Source organism: Streptomyces sp. NPDC002779, from assembly GCF_042888685.1.
In the GTDB taxonomy this organism is placed as follows: Bacteria; Actinomycetota; Actinomycetes; order Streptomycetales; family Streptomycetaceae; genus Streptomyces.
In genome coordinates this window covers 230,669-245,417 of sequence record NZ_JBIAQC010000004.1, presented here as the reverse complement: position 1 = coordinate 245,417, position 14,749 = coordinate 230,669, and the positions used below count along the sequence as shown (strand labels likewise).

At 72.1% G+C, this 14,749-nt stretch carries 11 protein-coding genes; 1 reads left to right on the top strand and 10 read right to left on the bottom strand.

What is annotated here, in order from left to right; all coding sequences use genetic code 11:
* Positions 1-60 precede the first annotated feature (60 nt).
* Positions 61-591, bottom strand: coding sequence for a peptidoglycan-binding protein (locus ACFYW5_RS13865; protein ID WP_389417179.1), 531 nt, complete (start codon positions 589-591; stop codon positions 61-63).
* Positions 592-678: 87 nt separating this feature from the next.
* Between ACFYW5_RS13865 and ACFYW5_RS13860 the strand changes: the two genes are divergently transcribed.
* Positions 679-3,102: a polysaccharide lyase 8 family protein gene (locus ACFYW5_RS13860; RefSeq protein ID WP_389417178.1), complete on the top strand. Its 2,424-nt coding sequence runs from the start codon at positions 679-681 to the stop codon at positions 3,100-3,102.
* On the opposite strand, the gene ACFYW5_RS13855 is transcribed toward ACFYW5_RS13860, so the two are convergent.
* The 9 genes from ACFYW5_RS13855 to ACFYW5_RS13815 all read right to left on the bottom strand — a co-directional run bounded on the left by ACFYW5_RS13855 (position 3,089) and on the right by ACFYW5_RS13815 (position 14,491).
* Positions 3,089-3,919 carry a hypothetical protein gene (locus tag ACFYW5_RS13855; RefSeq protein ID WP_389417177.1) on the bottom strand — a complete coding sequence of 277 codons (831 nt, stop codon included), beginning with the start codon at positions 3,917-3,919 and terminating at the stop codon, positions 3,089-3,091. The genes ACFYW5_RS13860 and ACFYW5_RS13855 overlap by 14 nt on opposite strands.
* A 74-nt stretch (positions 3,920-3,993) precedes the next feature.
* The gene (locus tag ACFYW5_RS13850) at positions 3,994-5,463 is read right to left on the bottom strand and encodes an HAD-IA family hydrolase (RefSeq protein ID WP_389417176.1); all 1,470 of its coding nucleotides are present in this window, start codon (positions 5,461-5,463) and stop codon (positions 3,994-3,996) included.
* 25 nt (positions 5,464-5,488) lie between these two features.
* Positions 5,489-6,526, bottom strand: coding sequence for a hydroxyacid dehydrogenase (locus tag ACFYW5_RS13845; RefSeq protein WP_389417175.1), 1,038 nt, complete (start codon positions 6,524-6,526; stop codon positions 5,489-5,491).
* Positions 6,527-6,528: 2 nt separating this feature from the next.
* Complete coding sequence (locus ACFYW5_RS13840; protein ID WP_389417174.1) at positions 6,529-7,452, bottom strand: carbohydrate ABC transporter permease; 924 nt, start codon at positions 7,450-7,452, stop codon at positions 6,529-6,531.
* Entirely contained in the window at positions 7,449-8,417 is a 969-nt protein-coding gene (locus tag ACFYW5_RS13835) for a carbohydrate ABC transporter permease (protein WP_389417173.1), read from the bottom strand. Before ACFYW5_RS13835 ends, ACFYW5_RS13840 begins: the two co-directional genes overlap by 4 nt.
* A gap of 708 nt (positions 8,418-9,125) precedes the next feature.
* A complete protein-coding gene (locus ACFYW5_RS13830) occupies positions 9,126-10,436 on the bottom strand; it encodes an ABC transporter substrate-binding protein (protein ID WP_389417172.1) in 1,311 nt (436 codons plus the stop codon).
* A gap of 124 nt (positions 10,437-10,560) precedes the next feature.
* Positions 10,561-11,652, bottom strand: coding sequence for a substrate-binding domain-containing protein (locus ACFYW5_RS13825; RefSeq protein ID WP_389417171.1), 1,092 nt, complete (start codon positions 11,650-11,652; stop codon positions 10,561-10,563).
* Between the two features lie 148 nt (positions 11,653-11,800).
* Positions 11,801-13,252 carry an FAD-dependent oxidoreductase gene (locus ACFYW5_RS13820; protein WP_389417170.1) on the bottom strand — a complete coding sequence of 484 codons (1,452 nt, stop codon included), beginning with the start codon at positions 13,250-13,252 and terminating at the stop codon, positions 11,801-11,803.
* 21 nt (positions 13,253-13,273) lie between these two features.
* Entirely contained in the window at positions 13,274-14,491 is a 1,218-nt protein-coding gene (locus ACFYW5_RS13815; protein ID WP_389417169.1) for a polysaccharide pyruvyl transferase family protein, read from the bottom strand.
* Between the last annotated feature and the right edge of the window lie 258 nt (positions 14,492-14,749).

Sequence of the window (14,749 nt, the reverse complement as noted above, 5' to 3'; positions counted from 1 at the left end):
TTTCGCCGTGCCGTTTTCCGCACCCCTTGCCCGGCGTTCGAGGGGGCCGGACGGGGCGCCTCAGTTGCCGAACGCCGCCGTGCGGGACTCCAGTGCGAGGCGGGTGTCGTCGCCGTGCACGCCGGTCTCGTCGCCGCGGATGCCGTACCAGAGCTGGAAGCGGGCCACGGCCCGGGTGAGGCCAGCGTCGTAGCGGCCGGTGGTGGGGCCCGGGGCGTAGACGTCCGGGACGGGCAGCAGGCGCTGCTGGAGTTCGGTGACCTCGGGGCCGGTGTCGCCCTCGCGGAGGGTGCGGGGGCCGTCGGGGTCGGGGGCGGCCGAGACGGAGGCGGCAGGGGGCTGGGATGCGGCCGGGGGTGGTGGGGGCGCGGCGCCGCTGTCCGGGCGGGCGTCCTGGTCGTGCGGCAGGAGGAGGGCGCCGCCGAAGCCGATCATGGCCGCGGTGGTCAGGGCCGCGGCGACGGCGGCTCGGGGCAGGGGGCGCCGGGAGCGTCGCGGGGTGCCGGGACCGATGGGGACGGGCGGCAGTTCCTGGGTGTCGTCCTCGGAGTGGCGAGGCGGGGCGGGGAGACGGTCTCGTCCGAGGTTCACCCGACCCCTGCCCGTAAAGCGATCGGAACGTTCAATTCAGTCAGAGTTGTTGAGCGTTTGATCGATGGCGTGCTAGAAACCGCCGTCATGACGACTCGTTGGTCCCGTCGCGGCTTTCTGACCGCGAGCACCGCCACCGCCCTCGCCCTCACGCTCTCCGCTCCGGCCGGCGCCGCCGCCGAGGCCGACGAGTTCGCGACCCTGCGGGCCAAGTGGCGCACCCTGTTGCTCGGCGAGGGGTTCAGCCCCACCGCCGAGCCCTTCAAGAGCCGGCTCGCCGAACTGGGCAGCACCGCGAGCCAGTTGCAGTCCTCCATGGCCCCGGCCGCCGGCTCGCTGTGGCCGGACCTGGTCTACGCGGACCCCGAACCCGACACCGACCAGGAGTCCTACGGCTACTCGGGCAACATGGCAGCCAGCTACTACCGGCTCCTCACGCTCGCCCAGGCGTACTGCCAGCCCGGCACCGGACTGACCGGCAACGCCTCCCTCCGGACCGCCGTGCTGACCGGCCTCGACCACCTCCACGCCGAGGTGTACAACGCGACCCGGACCCGGTACGGCAACTGGTACAGCTGGCAGATCGGCGCCCCGCAGGCGCTGCTGGACGTCTGCGTCCTGATGTACTCCTCGCTCACCGCCACGCAGCTCGCCCAGTACTGCGCGGCCGTCGACCACTTCGTGCCCGACTCCGCGGTCGCGAACTACACCGGGACGAGCACCGGGGCCAACCGGGTCGACCTGTGCCGGGTGCTGGCGCTGCGCGGCATCGTCGGGGGCAGCTCCGCCAAGGTGGCGCTCGCCCGGGACGCGCTGTCGCCCGTCTTCCCGTACGTCACCAGCGGGGACGGGCTGTACAGCGACGGATCGTTCGTCCAGCACACCACCGTGCCCTACACCGGCTCCTACGGCTCGGTCCTGCTCGGCGGGCTCGGCATGCTGTTCGCGCTGCTGAACGGGTCGAGCTGGGCGGTCACCGACGCCAAGCGGCAGATCGTGTTCGACGCCGTGGAGAACGCCTGGGCGCCCTTCCTCTACAACGGCCTGGTGATGGACTCCGTGTCCGGCCGGGCGATCAGCCGGGGGGTGGCCGCCTCCGACAGCAAGCGGATCCAGCAGGACGATCACCTGCGCGGTCATCCGATCCTCGCGTCGATCGTGCTGCTCGGACAGGGCGCGAGCGCCACGGAGAACACGCGCTGGCGGGGGCTGGTGAAGGGCTGGATCCAGCGGGACTACTACAGCCCGCCGATGAGCAACCCCTCCCTCGGGCTGACGAACCTGGCCCGCCTGAAGTCCGTCCTGGACGACACGACGATCACTCCGCTCGCCGAACCGACCGGCCACCGGCTCTTCCCCAACATGGCCCGGGCCACCCACCGCCGACCCGGCTGGGCGGCGTCGCTCAGCATGGCGGACCGCAGGATCACCTACTACGAGACCGGCAACGGCGAGAACCTGCGCGGCTGGCACACCGGCTCCGGCATGCTCTCCTGGTGGGGCGACACCTTCGCCAACGGCCAGTACAGCGACGCCTTCTGGCCCACCGTCGACCCCTACCGGCTGCCCGGCACCACCGCCTCGCGCAAGGTCCTCGCGGACGCGGCGGGGGGCGACTGGGGGGCCTCCCTGCCCGACGTGCACTGGGTGGGCGGCGCCACGGACGGGCAGCGGGCGGCGATCGGGCAGTACCTCAAGGGGCTGCAGTCCACGCTGCTGGCGAAGAAGTCGTGGTTCTTCCTCGACGACACCGTGGTCTGCCTCGGCGCCGGCATCCGCAGCACCGACGGCACCGCCGTGGAGACCACCGTCGAGAACCGCAACCTCGGCCCCACCGGCAACACCTCCTTCACCGTGGACGGCACCACCAAGCCGCTCGCCTACCCCTGGTCGGAGACGCTCACCGGCGCCCGCTGGGCGCACATCGGCGGCCACGGCGGGTACGTCTTCCCCGGCGGGGCGACCGTCAAGGCGCTGCGCGAGGCGCGCGACGGCCGCTGGAGCGACATCAACAGAGGCGGCTCCACGGCCGTGATCAACCGCAAGTACCTGACGATGTACGTCGACCACGGCACCGACCCGACCGCCGGCAGCTACGCCTATCTGCTCATGCCGGGCGCCACCGCGGCGCAGACCCAGGCGCGGGCCGCCGCCACCGGCTGGCTCACCGTCCTCGCCAACACCAACGACCAGCAGGGCGTGGCCGTTCCCTCGCTCGGCTTCACCGCCGTCAACTTCTGGTTCGGCGGCACCGCGGGGAACCTCGTGGCGAGCGACCCGTGCTGCGTGATGATCAGTGAGCGCAGTGACGGCACCGCGGTGATCTGCGTCAGCGATCCGATGCGGATGAGGACGGGTCTGACCCTCACCTGGAACCGCGCGGTCGCCTCGGTGACGTCCAAGCCGGCCACCGTGACCTCGGCGACGACCGGCTCCTCCCTCCGGCTCACCTTCGGTGACCTGAGCGGCACCGCGGGCGCCACCCAGCGGATCACCGTCAGGCTCGGCTGAACATCCCGTGCAGGGACGCCTTCAGCGCCACGACGAAGGCGTCCCTGCGCTCCTCGCTGAGCGCGTCCAGCGACAGGTACGGGTTGAGGTCCTCCAGCTCCACCAGCAGCAGCTCCCCGCCCGGGGCGCGGCAGGCGTCGACGCGCTGGATGCCGTGGCCGATGGCGTTCCAGTCGATGAAGCGGCGGGCGAACTCCAGGTCGTCGCCGGTGGCTTCGTACGGCTGGAGCTCCCAGCGCCGCTTCGGGTCCGGGGCGTACAGGGCGTACTGGAAGTCGTGGTCGACGAAGTAGAAGGAGACTTCGTAGGAGAAGTCGATGCAGGGCTGGACGAGGACGGTGCCGTCGGCCAGCTCGCGGGCCCGTCCGGCGGAGACGATCTCCAGGCCGATGGAGTCCGCGCCGAGCTTGGGCTTGACGACATACCGCTCGGCCGCCGGCAGCCGGTCCAGGTCCTGTGCGCGGTCCACGGTCGGGATGACCGGGAAGCCCGCGGCGGTCAGGTCGAGCAGATACCGCTTGCCCGCCATGTCGCCCCGCCCGGTCAGCTCGTTGTAGACGAGCGCCCCGGTGCCGGCCGCGTGCTCGCGGAACGCCTGATAGGCCTGCGGGTACTCCAGGACCGGCCCGCTGTTGCGCACCACGACGGCGTCGAAGCCGTCCATCAGCGCCACCGCCTCGCGCGGATGGCACAGCGCGAGGTCGAAGTCCTCGCGCAGCCGGGAGGTGAGGTGGATGTCCTCGTCGCAGTACCGGCGCCCGCGGGCCGGATAGGCCAGGTCGGTGACGTACAGCAGACGGCGGCGGGCGGACGGCATACGGGCTCCTCGGGGCGGGCGGGAGGCGATCGTAAGCACGCCCCCACGCCCCGAACAAATGTCGGGTTACGGCGTCACAGTCCCGCCGCCCACAGCTCCCGCCTGCCGATTCCCTCCAGGCCCCGGCGTACGGTGCGCCGGACCCCTGGCGCGATCGGCGTGTACGAGGGGACGGCGAGGACGCGGCAGCCGGCGGCCTCGGCGGCGGCGACGCCCGTGGGCGAGTCCTCCACGGCGAGACAGGCGGCGGGGTCGACGCCGAGGGCGCGCGCGGCGGCGAGGTAGGGGTCGGCGGCGGGCTTGGTGCGCGGCGTCTCGCCCTCGGCGACCGTGGTGCGGAACCGGTCGGCGCCGAGCGTCTTCAGGACGGCGTCCACGACCGGGCGCGAGGACGCCGAGACCAGGGCAGCCGGAATGTCCAGCTCCTGGAGCAGGTCGAGGAGGTCCAGGGCGCCGGGCAGTGCGGTGGTCTCGCGCTGGACGGCGGTCAGGAAGCGGGCCTCCAGTTCCTCGGCCAGGGTCCGCGCGTCCTCGGGGCGCAGCAGGGCCGCGGTGTCGGCGGCCGAGCGGCCCAGGGCCTGGAACAGGTCGTCCGGCTCGATGCCCGGAGCGGCCTCGCGGACCGTGCGCAGCCACAGCGACTCGGTGTCCACGAGGGTGCCGTCCATGTCCAGGAGCACGGCGTGCGGGGCGGCCGCGAAGGGCACCCCGTCGAGGGTCCAGTGCCGGTCGGGGTGACGGCCGAGGGCGGCGAACGCCTGGGCGGCGACGTCGGCGTGGCGCAGCGCCCGGGCGGGGGTGCCGATGCCGGGACCCGCTGCGGCCAGCCACGCCGTGCGCTCCACGGCCGTACGGCCGCCGTGGCCGCCCGCGTCGACATGGCCGTGGTCGGTGACGACCAGGACGGTCCAGCGTTCGTCGGCGTACGACGGCCGGGAGCGGACGGCGTCCAGCAGGCGGCCCAGGCGGGCGTCGGCCCGGCGGATCGCGGCCTCGTAGGCCTCGCCGCAGCCCAGGATGTGCGCGGTCTCGTCGGGTGCGCCGAGGTAGACGAAGGAGGCGACCGGATCGTCGGCGCGGTCGGAGGCGTCGGCGAGGACGCGTACCGCCGCCTCGGTGACCTGTTCGTCGCAGCGCTCCCAGGCCTCGGCGGTGTCGGCGGTCGGTGAGACGTACGCGGACCGGGAGGGGGCGGCGAAGAGGGGGCCGCCGGCGCGGGACTGCAGCAGGGGCTCCCAGCCGGCGGCGACGAAGGTGCGCAGACCGTCCTGGACGGCCAGCCGGGTGGTGAAGTCGGGGAAGACGTCGAGGCGGTGGCCGGTGAAGTCGTTGCTCCACACGCCGTGCCGGGCGACCGTGACGCCGGTGACGACGGTCGCCCAGCACGGGCCCGACATGGTGGGCGTCTCCTCGTCCACCTCGACCGGCGCGAGGAAGCCCTCGGCGGCCAGCGCGTCGAGGTGCGGGGTGGCGAGCCGGTTCAGGGTGTCGAGGCGTACGCCGTCGATGCCTACGACCAGGACGCGGTGTGCGGCGCCGGACATGAAGGACCTTTCTCGCGGGGGGTGTTCAGGCCGAGCGGATCAGTTCGTCGGGGGCGACCTCGTACGCCAGGGGCAGGCCCTGGGCGTAGCGGGCGACCTCGTCGACGGCCCAGTCGGTCATCCGGCCGAGTTCGTTGCCCAGGGAGCCGGCGATGTGCGGGGTGAGCAGGACGTTGGGCAGCGTGTACAGCGGCGAGTCGGCCGGGGGCACGTCCGGTTCGGTGACGTCCAGGACGGCGTGGACGCGGCCGGTGACCAGGTGGGCGAGGAGCGCGTCGGTGTCGACGAGGTTGCCGCGGGCGGTGTTGACGAGGGTGGCGCCGTCCTTGAGGAGGGCGATGCGCCGGGCGTCGAACATGTGATGGGTCTCGGGGAGTTGGGGCGCGTGGATCGACACCACGTCGCCGCGCCGGGCCAGTTCGTCGAGACCGACGAGCTCGACGCCGAGGGCGCGGGCCTCCTGGGCGTCGACATAGGGGTCGTAGAGCAGGACGTCGAGGTCGAAGGGGCGCAGCAGTTCGATGACGCGGCGGCCGATGCGGGAGGCGCCGACGATGCCGACGGTGCGGTGGTAGTTGCCGTGGCCGCTGTAGTACGGCAGCAGGTCGGGGTGGGCGCGGGTGTCGGCGTAGACGCGGGCGACGTCGAGGACGCGCTTGCCGGCGAAGAGGATGGCGGCGAGGGTGAACTCGGCGACGGGGAGGGCGTTGGCGGCGGCCGCGGAGGAGACCGTGATGCCGCGCTGCCAGACGGCGTCCGTGACGTGGTGCTTGACGGAGCCCGCGGCGTGCACGACCGCGCGCAGCCGGGGCATCAGGTCCAGCGCGTCCTCGGTGAGCAGGGGGGCGCCCCAGTGGGTGAAGAGGACCTCGGCGGCGGCGAGTTGACGGGGGTCGGCGGTGGCGAGGTCGGTGACCGCGGCGGTCGTGTCCACGTGCGCCACCGCGCGCAGGCGGGTGAGGGCGGTCCCGTCGAGGAGCTGGCGGTGGATGCCGGCGCCCATGGCCAGGACCGTGTGGGGGCGGGGGGTGCTGTTCAGGGGGGTGCCTTCCGGTGCGGGCATCGTCACTTCACCGCGCCGGCGGTCAGCCCGGAGCGCCAGAAGCGCTGGAGGCAGACGAAGGCGACGATCAGCGGGACGACGGCGACGAGGGAGCCGGTGATGACGAGCGAGTAGAACTCGGGCTGCTGCTGGGTGACGCTGTTCCACATGAACAGGCCGAGGTTGACGGGGTAGAGCTCTTCGTCGTTGAGCATCACCAGGGCGCCGAAGAAGTTGTTCCAGCTGGCGGTGAACGAGAACAGGAAGATGGTCATGAACCCCGGCATCAGCATGGGCAGTCCGATGCGGGCGAAGGTGCGTATCTCGCCGGCGCCGTCGACCCGGGCGGCCTCCAGGACCTCGCTGGGGACATAGCCCTCCGAGAAGACCCGGGCCAGGTAGACGCCGAAGGGGTTGACCAGGGCGGGCAGCAGCAGCGCCCAGTAGGTGTTGACGACGCCGGCCTTGGTGGCCAGCAGGTACATCGGCAGCTGGATGACCGTGGTCGGGACGAGGACGCCGCCCAGGACCAGGCCGAACAGTTTCTCCTTGCCGCGGAAGTCGTACTTGTCGAAGGCGTAGCCGGTGGCGACGCAGATGAAGGTGGAGACGGCGGAGCCGACGACGGAGTAGAGGATGCTGTTGCCGAACCAGCGCAGGTAGATGCCATCGTTGAAGGTGAAGACGCGTTCGAGGTTGGCGAAGAGGTTGAAGTCGCCGAAGGCGAAGCCGGAGGTGGCGAACAGGTCGCGGTGGTTCTTGGTGGCGGCGAAGAGCAGCCAGCTGATGGGCATGAGCGTGTAGAACGCGGCGACGATCAGCACTCCGTTGACGACGCCCTTGGAGAGCAGGGCGCCGGAGGGGCCCCGGCGGCGGGTGGCCGGTGCGCGCTTGGCGGGTGCCTCGGGGCGGGTGGTGGGTGCGGTGTCCTGGGTGAGGGTGCTCATTGCGCGGCCTTCCACCGGTTGCCGATCCGGGTGACGAGGTAGGACAGGGCGACGCCGAGGGCGGCGAGCATCAGCGACGCGGCGGCGGCCAGGCCGTAGTCGTGCTGCACGAAACCGGCCTTCCAGATGTACAGGGTCGGGGACCACTCGGTGTCGATGGAGGGGGCGCCGCGCTGGTTGAGGAGCTTGGGTTCGGTGAAGATCTGGATCGCGCCGACGCAGGTGAACAACACGGTCATCACGACCGCGGAGGCGATCATCGGCACCTTGATCTGGAGGGCCGTGCGCAGGGCGCCGGCGCCGTCCACGACGGCCGCTTCGATCACTTCGCGTGGGACGGCCTGGAGGGCGGCGTAGAAGATGACCATGTTGTAGCCGGTCCACTGCCAGGCGGTCAGATTGACCAGCGAGCTGAGCACATGGTCGTTGCTGTAGAAGTCCCAGGAGCCGCCGAGTGCGCCGATCCAGTCGAGCACCGGGCTCAGACCGGGCGTGTACAGGTAGATCCAGATGATCGAGGCGATCAGTCCGGGGATCGCGTGCGGCAGGAACAGCGCGAGCTGGAAGAACCGCTTGGCGCGGGCGAGCGCGGAGTCCACCAGCAGCGCCAGCGCGAGTGAGCCGCCGATCATGACCGGGATGTACAGGGCGCAGTAGAGCGCGATGTGGGAGAAGGAGGCGCGGAAGCCGGAGTCGGCCAGGGCCTTGGTGTAGTTGCCCAGGCCCGCGAACACCCGCTCGGTGCCGCCGAAGCCGAGTCCGGAGGAGCGCTCCTGGAACAGGCTCATCCACACCGCGTAGACGATGGGAGCGGCCATGACCACGGCGAACAGCACGAAGAACGGGACGATGAACAGGGCGGCGGCGCGGCGCTGACTGCGCCGGAGTCGGGAGGCGGCCGGGGGCCGGGGCGCGGACGCGCGTACGGCCACGGGGCGCACGACTGGGGCGGACGGTGCTGCCACAGGGGCTCCTTGGCGGGGGTGTGGCGGGTGGGCGGGGGGTTGGTGGGTGACGGTGTGAGTGGCTGGGGGTTGGTGGGCGGCGGGGTGAGTGGCCGGGGGTTGGGCGGCGGGGGTAGTACGGCCGCGGGGTCGGGCGAGTGGCTCGGCGGTGGGGCTGGGCGGTGGAGGTGGCTCGGCCGTGGTGGCTCGGCCGTGGTGCTGGGCGGTGGAGGTGGCTCGGCCGTGGTGCTGGGCCGCGGAGGTGGCTCGGCCTCGGAGTTGGGCGGAGGTGGCTCGGGCGCGGGGCGGGCAGTGCGGAGGGGGTTCGGCCGCAGGGTTGGGCGGCGGAGGGGGTTCGGGCGAGGTGACTCGGCCCCGGAGTTCGGCGGAGGTGACTCGGGCGCGCGGGGTGGAGACTGCCGAGGTGGACGGCGGCGGGGTTGGGCGGCGGGAGTAGTTCGGCCGCGGGGCTGGGCGGTGGAGGGGGGTTGGCGAGGTAGCTCGGCCGCGTGGGTCGGGTGGTGCGGGGGTGCCCGGGGCCGTCGGGCGGGTGGTGTCGGGACGGAGGACCGAGGGATCGCGGGCCGCCCGGACGGTGGGGTCCGACCGGAAGACCGAGGGGGCCGCGGGCCGCCCGGACGGTGGTGGTCCGGCCGGAGGACCGAGGGGCCGCGGGCCGCCGGGACGGTGGGGTCCCGGCGGTGCCGGCGTCGGGCTGCGGCCGTGTGACTACTTCGCGAGCTTCAGGCCGCGCTCGGTGATACCGGACTCGGCCTTCTGCTGGCCGGCCTTGACGCCCGAGGTGAAGTCGGACTTGGCGGTCTCGTCCTGGACCGCGGTGTAGACGTCCATCTGGTTCGGGCCCCAGGTCCAGCCGGGCACGATGGTCTCGGCCTGCTCGGAGGCGAGGGCGTAGAGGTCCTGGCCGTTCAGGTAACCGGTGTCGAACTTCGCCGCGGCCACCTCCCGCATCTCGGGGTTGGCCGGCAGGGCGCTGCTGGGCGACTCCAGGTCGGCGAGGCGGGCCTGGACGCCGGCCTTGTCGGTGGTGAGCCAGGTGATGAACTCCGCGGCGGCCTCGGCGTTGTCGCTGCCCTTGAGGACGCCGTAGGAGGTGCCGCCGTAGTTGCCGGTGGCGGCGGTGCCCCAGTTGGGCAGGGGGGCGACGGCCCACTTCCCGGCGAGGTCGGGCATCGCGGTCTTCATGCCGCCCGCGGACCAGGAGGCGCCGAGGAAGGAGAGGGTCTTGCCGGAGGTGCGGGCCTTGGTCTCCTCGGGGCTGTAGCCGGTGTAGGACTGCACGAGGTCGTCCTCGATGAGACCGTCCCAGTAGCCGGCGACCTTGTTGGTCGCGGCGTCGTCCACGGCGGGCTTCCAGGCGTCGCCCTCGACGGAGAACCACTTCGCGCCCGCCTGCCAGGACAGGGCGGCCAGCAGCGCGGGGTCGTTCTTCGGCATGGAGGCGAGGCGGACGCTCTTGTCCTGCTTCTTGACCTTCGCGGCGGCGGCCTTGAACTCGTCCCAGGTCTTGGGGACTTCGATGCCGAACTTCTTGAACAGGTCGGTGCGGTAGTAGTACAGCTGCGGGGCCGCGTCGTAGGGGACGGTCCAGGTCTTGCCGCCGAAGGTCACCAGGTCCTGAATGCCCTGCGGGAACTTCGTCTTGACCGTTTCGCCCGCGTGCTCGGTCAGGTCGATCAGATTGCCCTGGCTGGCGAACTCGGGAACCATCTGGTACTCGATGGTGGCCACGTCGGGCGCGTTGCCCGCCTTCACGGCGTTGGCCAGCTTGCTGTAGCCCTCGGTGCCGCTCGGTATCTCGGTGAGCTCGACCTTGATGTCCTTGTGCGTCTTGTTGAACGCGTCGACGGTCGACTTGGCCCCGAGGGTCCAGGTCCAGTAGGTGAGGGTGACCGGCTTGCCGTCGGCGGCGGTGTCGGTCGAGTCGCCGTCGCCGCCACAGGCGGTGGCGAGCAGGCCGAGGGCGGCGACGGCGGCGATTGCGGCGGTGCTGCGGAACGAACGGGTAGTGCGCGTCATGGCACGTCTCCTACGAGACCTCGTACGGAAAGAGGCGGTCGCAGGACATCTTTTGGGTCAGGACGATCGACGTCAAGAGCGTTCGACCAAGACAATCAAAACGATCGCGCAACGAACGTAACGCTCACGGAGTGATCGCTTCGCCGCCGCAGGACGACCGGACCCTCAGCACCGGGAGCAGATCGAGGTGCTGGCCCGGGCCGGGCGGCTGTTCGTTCCGGCGCTCGGCGAGCCGCTGGAGCAGCAGCCTGGCGGCCAGTTCCCCGACCGAGCGCTTGGGCGGGGCGATCGCGGTGAGCGGCACGTCGGACATGCCGGCGACCTCGTCGTCGTAGGCGATGAGCGCGAGGTCGTCCGGGACCCGTACCCCGGCGGCCTGCAGCCGCGGCACCAGCACGATCGCGTCCTCGTCGCTGTGCACCAGTGCCGCCGTGACGCCCCGCTTGTGCACGGCGTCGACGAGGTGGTCGACGCTCGCCTCGTAGTCGCCGTGCTCGCGCACCGCGGGGGCGTCGATGTCGATGTCGAGCCCCAACGCCTGTACAGCGGACCGGAATCCGGCGGAGATCTGCACCGCGTGCGGGCCCTCCTGGAGCACGGCGGTGATCTTCCGGTGACCGAGGGAGGCGAAGTGGCCGACGGCCACGGCGGCGCCGTGCGCGCGGTCGGTGCGGACCCGGTCCAGGACGGCGGCGGGGTTGCCGGGCGGGGCCGAGCGCTCGACCAGGACGGCCGGGACGTCATGCTCCAGCAGCCACTTCTCCTGGCCGCCCTCGGGCACGCCGCCGAACCAGCTGGGCGCGACGAGCAGCCCCTGCGCTCCCCCGGCGATGAGGTGTTCGGCCTGGACGGAGTCCTCCGCGTCGACGTATCCGGACACCCCGAGGACCAGCCGCCCGCCCTGGGCCGCGACGGCCTCCCGGGCGCCGCGGACGATCTCGGCGAAGATGTAGTTCGTGGTCGGCACGATCATTCCGATCACCGCGCTCCCGGCACCCTCGGGGCGCTCGCGCGGCCCGGCCGCCGTGTCCTCCGGCCAGACCACCGCGCCGTGCAGCCGGTGCACCCGCCCCTGGGCGGCCAGCGCCTCTACGTCCCGTCTCAACGTGACCGCGGAGACGCCGAGTTCGGCGGCGAGTTCCGCGACCCGGATGCTGCGCCGTTCGCGGACGAGCTCGAGCACCCGCTCATGACGCTGGTCGACATGGAGTCGCATGGGGTTCCCCCTGGTCGGTGACAGATCCGGGCGGCGGCATGATCCCGGAGTGCCTTACTCTACGCCCATCATCGTATCGATCGTTTGCGATCAAACGATCAGGGGAGATGCCGTTTCGGAGCGGGAGCGCGGTGGCTCGCCGCTGCCTCTAGTCCTCGCTCGGGGCCGGTTCCCTCGGCTGGAGACGCAGATGGGCGCCCTGGCGCAGGAGGGTGCGCTGGACGAGGTGGTGGGGTACCGCGCGGGGAGTGCGGCCGAGGCGGACGGCGAGGGCGGCGCAGGCGCCGGCGGCCTGGCCGGTCGCCATGGCGATCGGCATGACGCGGTAGGACGAGTGGGCCACGTGAGAGCCGGAGATGCAGCGTCCGGCGACCAGCAGGCGTTCGGTGTCCCGGGGCAGCAGACAGCGCAGGGGGATGTCGTAGAAGCTGCCGCGCGGGACGCGCTTGAGGACGGTGCCGCTGCCCCGGGGGTTGTGGATGTCCACGGGGTAGGCGCCGTGCGCGACGGCGTCGGGGAAGGCCCGCGCCGCGAGGATGTCGTGGCCGGTGAGGTGGTAGTCCCCGAGGATGCGGCGGGTCTCGCGCACGCCGATCTGGACGCCGCTCTGCGCGATGTAGGAGTCCTCGAAGCCGGGCACGCGCCGGCGCAGGAACCGGTCGATCTGAGCCAGTTGACGGCGGGCCAGGAACTCGGCGCGGCTGAGGTCCCACACGTCGGTGCCGAGCGCCCGGGTGACGCGGGTGCTGTTGACGCTGACCTCATGGGGGTGCGGGGTGCCGAAGAAGAGCATGTCCTCGCGGGGCAGGCGCAGTTCACCGGCCTCGGTGGCCTCCCGCACCAGGTCCCACAGCCCGTGCACGCCCCGCCACTGGTCGGGATGGTCCTGGACGTACTCGGCGAACCGCGGCTGGAGGAAGTCGACGACGCGGAACATGAGCGTCATCGGCTGGACGAGCCCGTCCTCCGGGCGTCCGATCTCGTACGGCGCCCCGCAGGCGGCGGCGATGTCGCCGTCTCCCGTGCCGTCGATGACGATCCCGGCGTCGATCACGACCGGGCCCGACTTGGTCTCGAAGACCACGCGCCAGCCGTCGTCGAGGGGCAGCGCGGTGGAGGCGAAGGAGTGGAAGAGCATCCGCACGCCCGCCTCGTCGAGCAGGTCGAGGAGGACGAGTTTGTAGATCTCCGGGTCGAAGGGGACGGTGTAGCCGGTCTCGGGGGACGGCGGCACACAGCCGCCGCGCGCGGTGAGCCGGTCCAGCAGCACCCACAGGAATCCCGCCACCACGGACTCGCCCTCGCCGTGGTCGGTGGGCAGCAGCCGGCCGAGCCGGCCGGAGTCGTCGAAGACGGCCTGTTTCTGCTCGTTGTGGAACGACATCAGCGGCATGACGAGCGCCACGGTGGCATTGCCGCCGAGAAAGCCGTAGCGCTCCACGAGGACGACGTCGGCGCCGGCCTCGGCCGCCGCGTACGCCGCCGCGGTCCCGGCCGGTCCGCCGCCGACGACCAGCACGTCCGTCCGGCCGCCGTGGCGGGCCGGACGGGGCGGGAGGGTGACGGTCCGGTCGGGCTCGGGCGGGGTGAGGATCGGCATGGGGGCTCCCGTCGGGGGCGGTCAGGCCGGTGGCGCCTGCGGGCCGGTCAGGCTCAGATGGGCGTGTTCGGCGTGCTGTGCGCCGCCCGTGCCGCCGTCGAGGCTGTCCAGCAGGGTCCCGCAGCGCACGCAGGTCTCCCGGGCCAGCGTCTGCAGGCCGTGCACCCGGTTCCTCAGGTCGTCCTGGCGCAGCGGGAACTCGTCCCAGAGCCGGTCCACCTCCGCCAGCAGCAGTCCGGCCTGCTCCCGCGCCACGCCGACCAGGGCGGGCGCGCCGGTGCGGCGGGCGAAGTCGAAGACCTTCCCGGAGTACGGCAGCGGCAGCACGGGGAGCCCGGTGAGCGCGGCGAAGATCACGACGTGCAGACGCATGCCGACGACGATGTCCAGGTGGCTCATGAAGCCGAGGATCTCGCCGGGGCTGTAGGAGTTGTTGAGGATGCGTCCGCGGTCCGGGGCGCTCATCCGGGACAGCACACCGTGGGCGTGCCGTACGTCCTGGCGTTCCATCGGGACGAAGACGACGTGTGCCTCCAGGCGCCGGGCCAGGAAGTCGGCGACGTCGGCGAGCAGGGCGTGGTAGTCGGCCTCGTCGAGCTTCTCGGCCGCTCTGCCGGGTTCCCGTACGGACATGCCGACCAGCCGGGCGTCCAGGGGCAGCCCTTCCTGCCGCATCATCTGCTCGGTGAAGGGCTCCGGCGGCAGGAGCAGTGCCGGGTCGGCGGTGACGGTGAGGTCGCGCTCGATGCCGACCTCCTCCAGGACCAGGCGGGACTCCTCGTCGCGGACCACGATGTCGGTCATCTCCGGGATGACGGCGCGGACGGCCTCCCGGTCGTCGGCGTCGCGCAGGGGGCCGGCGCCGACGGCGTAGGCGAAGGTGGGCACCCCGCGTTCGTGCGCCGCCCGTACCAGGCGCAGATAGCGGCGCGCCTCGCCGTCGTAGAGGATGCCGCCGCCGCCGAGGACCAGCAGGTCCAGGCTGCCGAGGGTGTCGAGCACGGGCTTTTGCGGGACGCCCTCCCAGTCCACGACCTCATCGGCCTGCGGCTGGTGGATGCGGGTGTGCTCGGCGTTGCGGCTGAAGACGACGAGCCGGGCGTGCGGGCGGTGGGCGCGCAGGCAGCTCATGATGCACTTGAGGATCGCCTCGTCGCCGGTGTTGCAGCCGCCGTAACTGCCGAGCAGGCCGATCCGCAGGTCCGGCGGAGCAGTCGGCTCGAGGTGGTCGTAGGTCATCCGGAGCTCCTGTTACGACGGAGGTGCGGGACCCGGGGGCCGGGCACGTGGCTGCGGCTGGGTCCGGTGGTCGAAGCACGCCCTCATGGCGTCGGGCCCGGGGTTGCCCGGGCGCTGCGGGAACGATCTGACGGCGGGCCTGGCCGACAGCGGTGCGGCCTTAGGGACAGTATGGGTGGCAATGTGCCGCGCGTCTTTTCCGCGGCGGCGGATTTCTCGGCGGGTACCCGCCACACGGTGACGATGCCGGGTCACATC

Bases quoted from the DNA above. Each gene is read 5' to 3' on its own strand.
- ACFYW5_RS13850 (WP_389417176.1), bottom strand. From the start codon at position 5,463: ATGTCCGGCGCCGCACACCGCGTCCTGGTCGTAGGCATCGACGGCGTA.
- ACFYW5_RS13860 (WP_389417178.1), top strand. From the start codon at position 679: ATGACGACTCGTTGGTCCCGTCGCGGCTTTCTGACCGCGAGCACCGCC.
- ACFYW5_RS13830 (WP_389417172.1), bottom strand. From the start codon at position 10,436: ATGACGCGCACTACCCGTTCGTTCCGCAGCACCGCCGCAATCGCCGCC.
- ACFYW5_RS13820 (WP_389417170.1), bottom strand. From the start codon at position 13,252: ATGCCGATCCTCACCCCGCCCGAGCCCGACCGGACCGTCACCCTCCCG.
- ACFYW5_RS13815 (WP_389417169.1), bottom strand. From the start codon at position 14,491: ATGACCTACGACCACCTCGAGCCGACTGCTCCGCCGGACCTGCGGATC.
- ACFYW5_RS13855 (WP_389417177.1), bottom strand. From the start codon at position 3,919: ATGCCGTCCGCCCGCCGCCGTCTGCTGTACGTCACCGACCTGGCCTAT.
- ACFYW5_RS13840 (WP_389417174.1), bottom strand. From the start codon at position 7,452: ATGAGCACCCTCACCCAGGACACCGCACCCACCACCCGCCCCGAGGCA.
- ACFYW5_RS13845 (WP_389417175.1), bottom strand. From the start codon at position 6,526: ATGCCCGCACCGGAAGGCACCCCCCTGAACAGCACCCCCCGCCCCCAC.
- ACFYW5_RS13825 (WP_389417171.1), bottom strand. From the start codon at position 11,652: ATGCGACTCCATGTCGACCAGCGTCATGAGCGGGTGCTCGAGCTCGTC.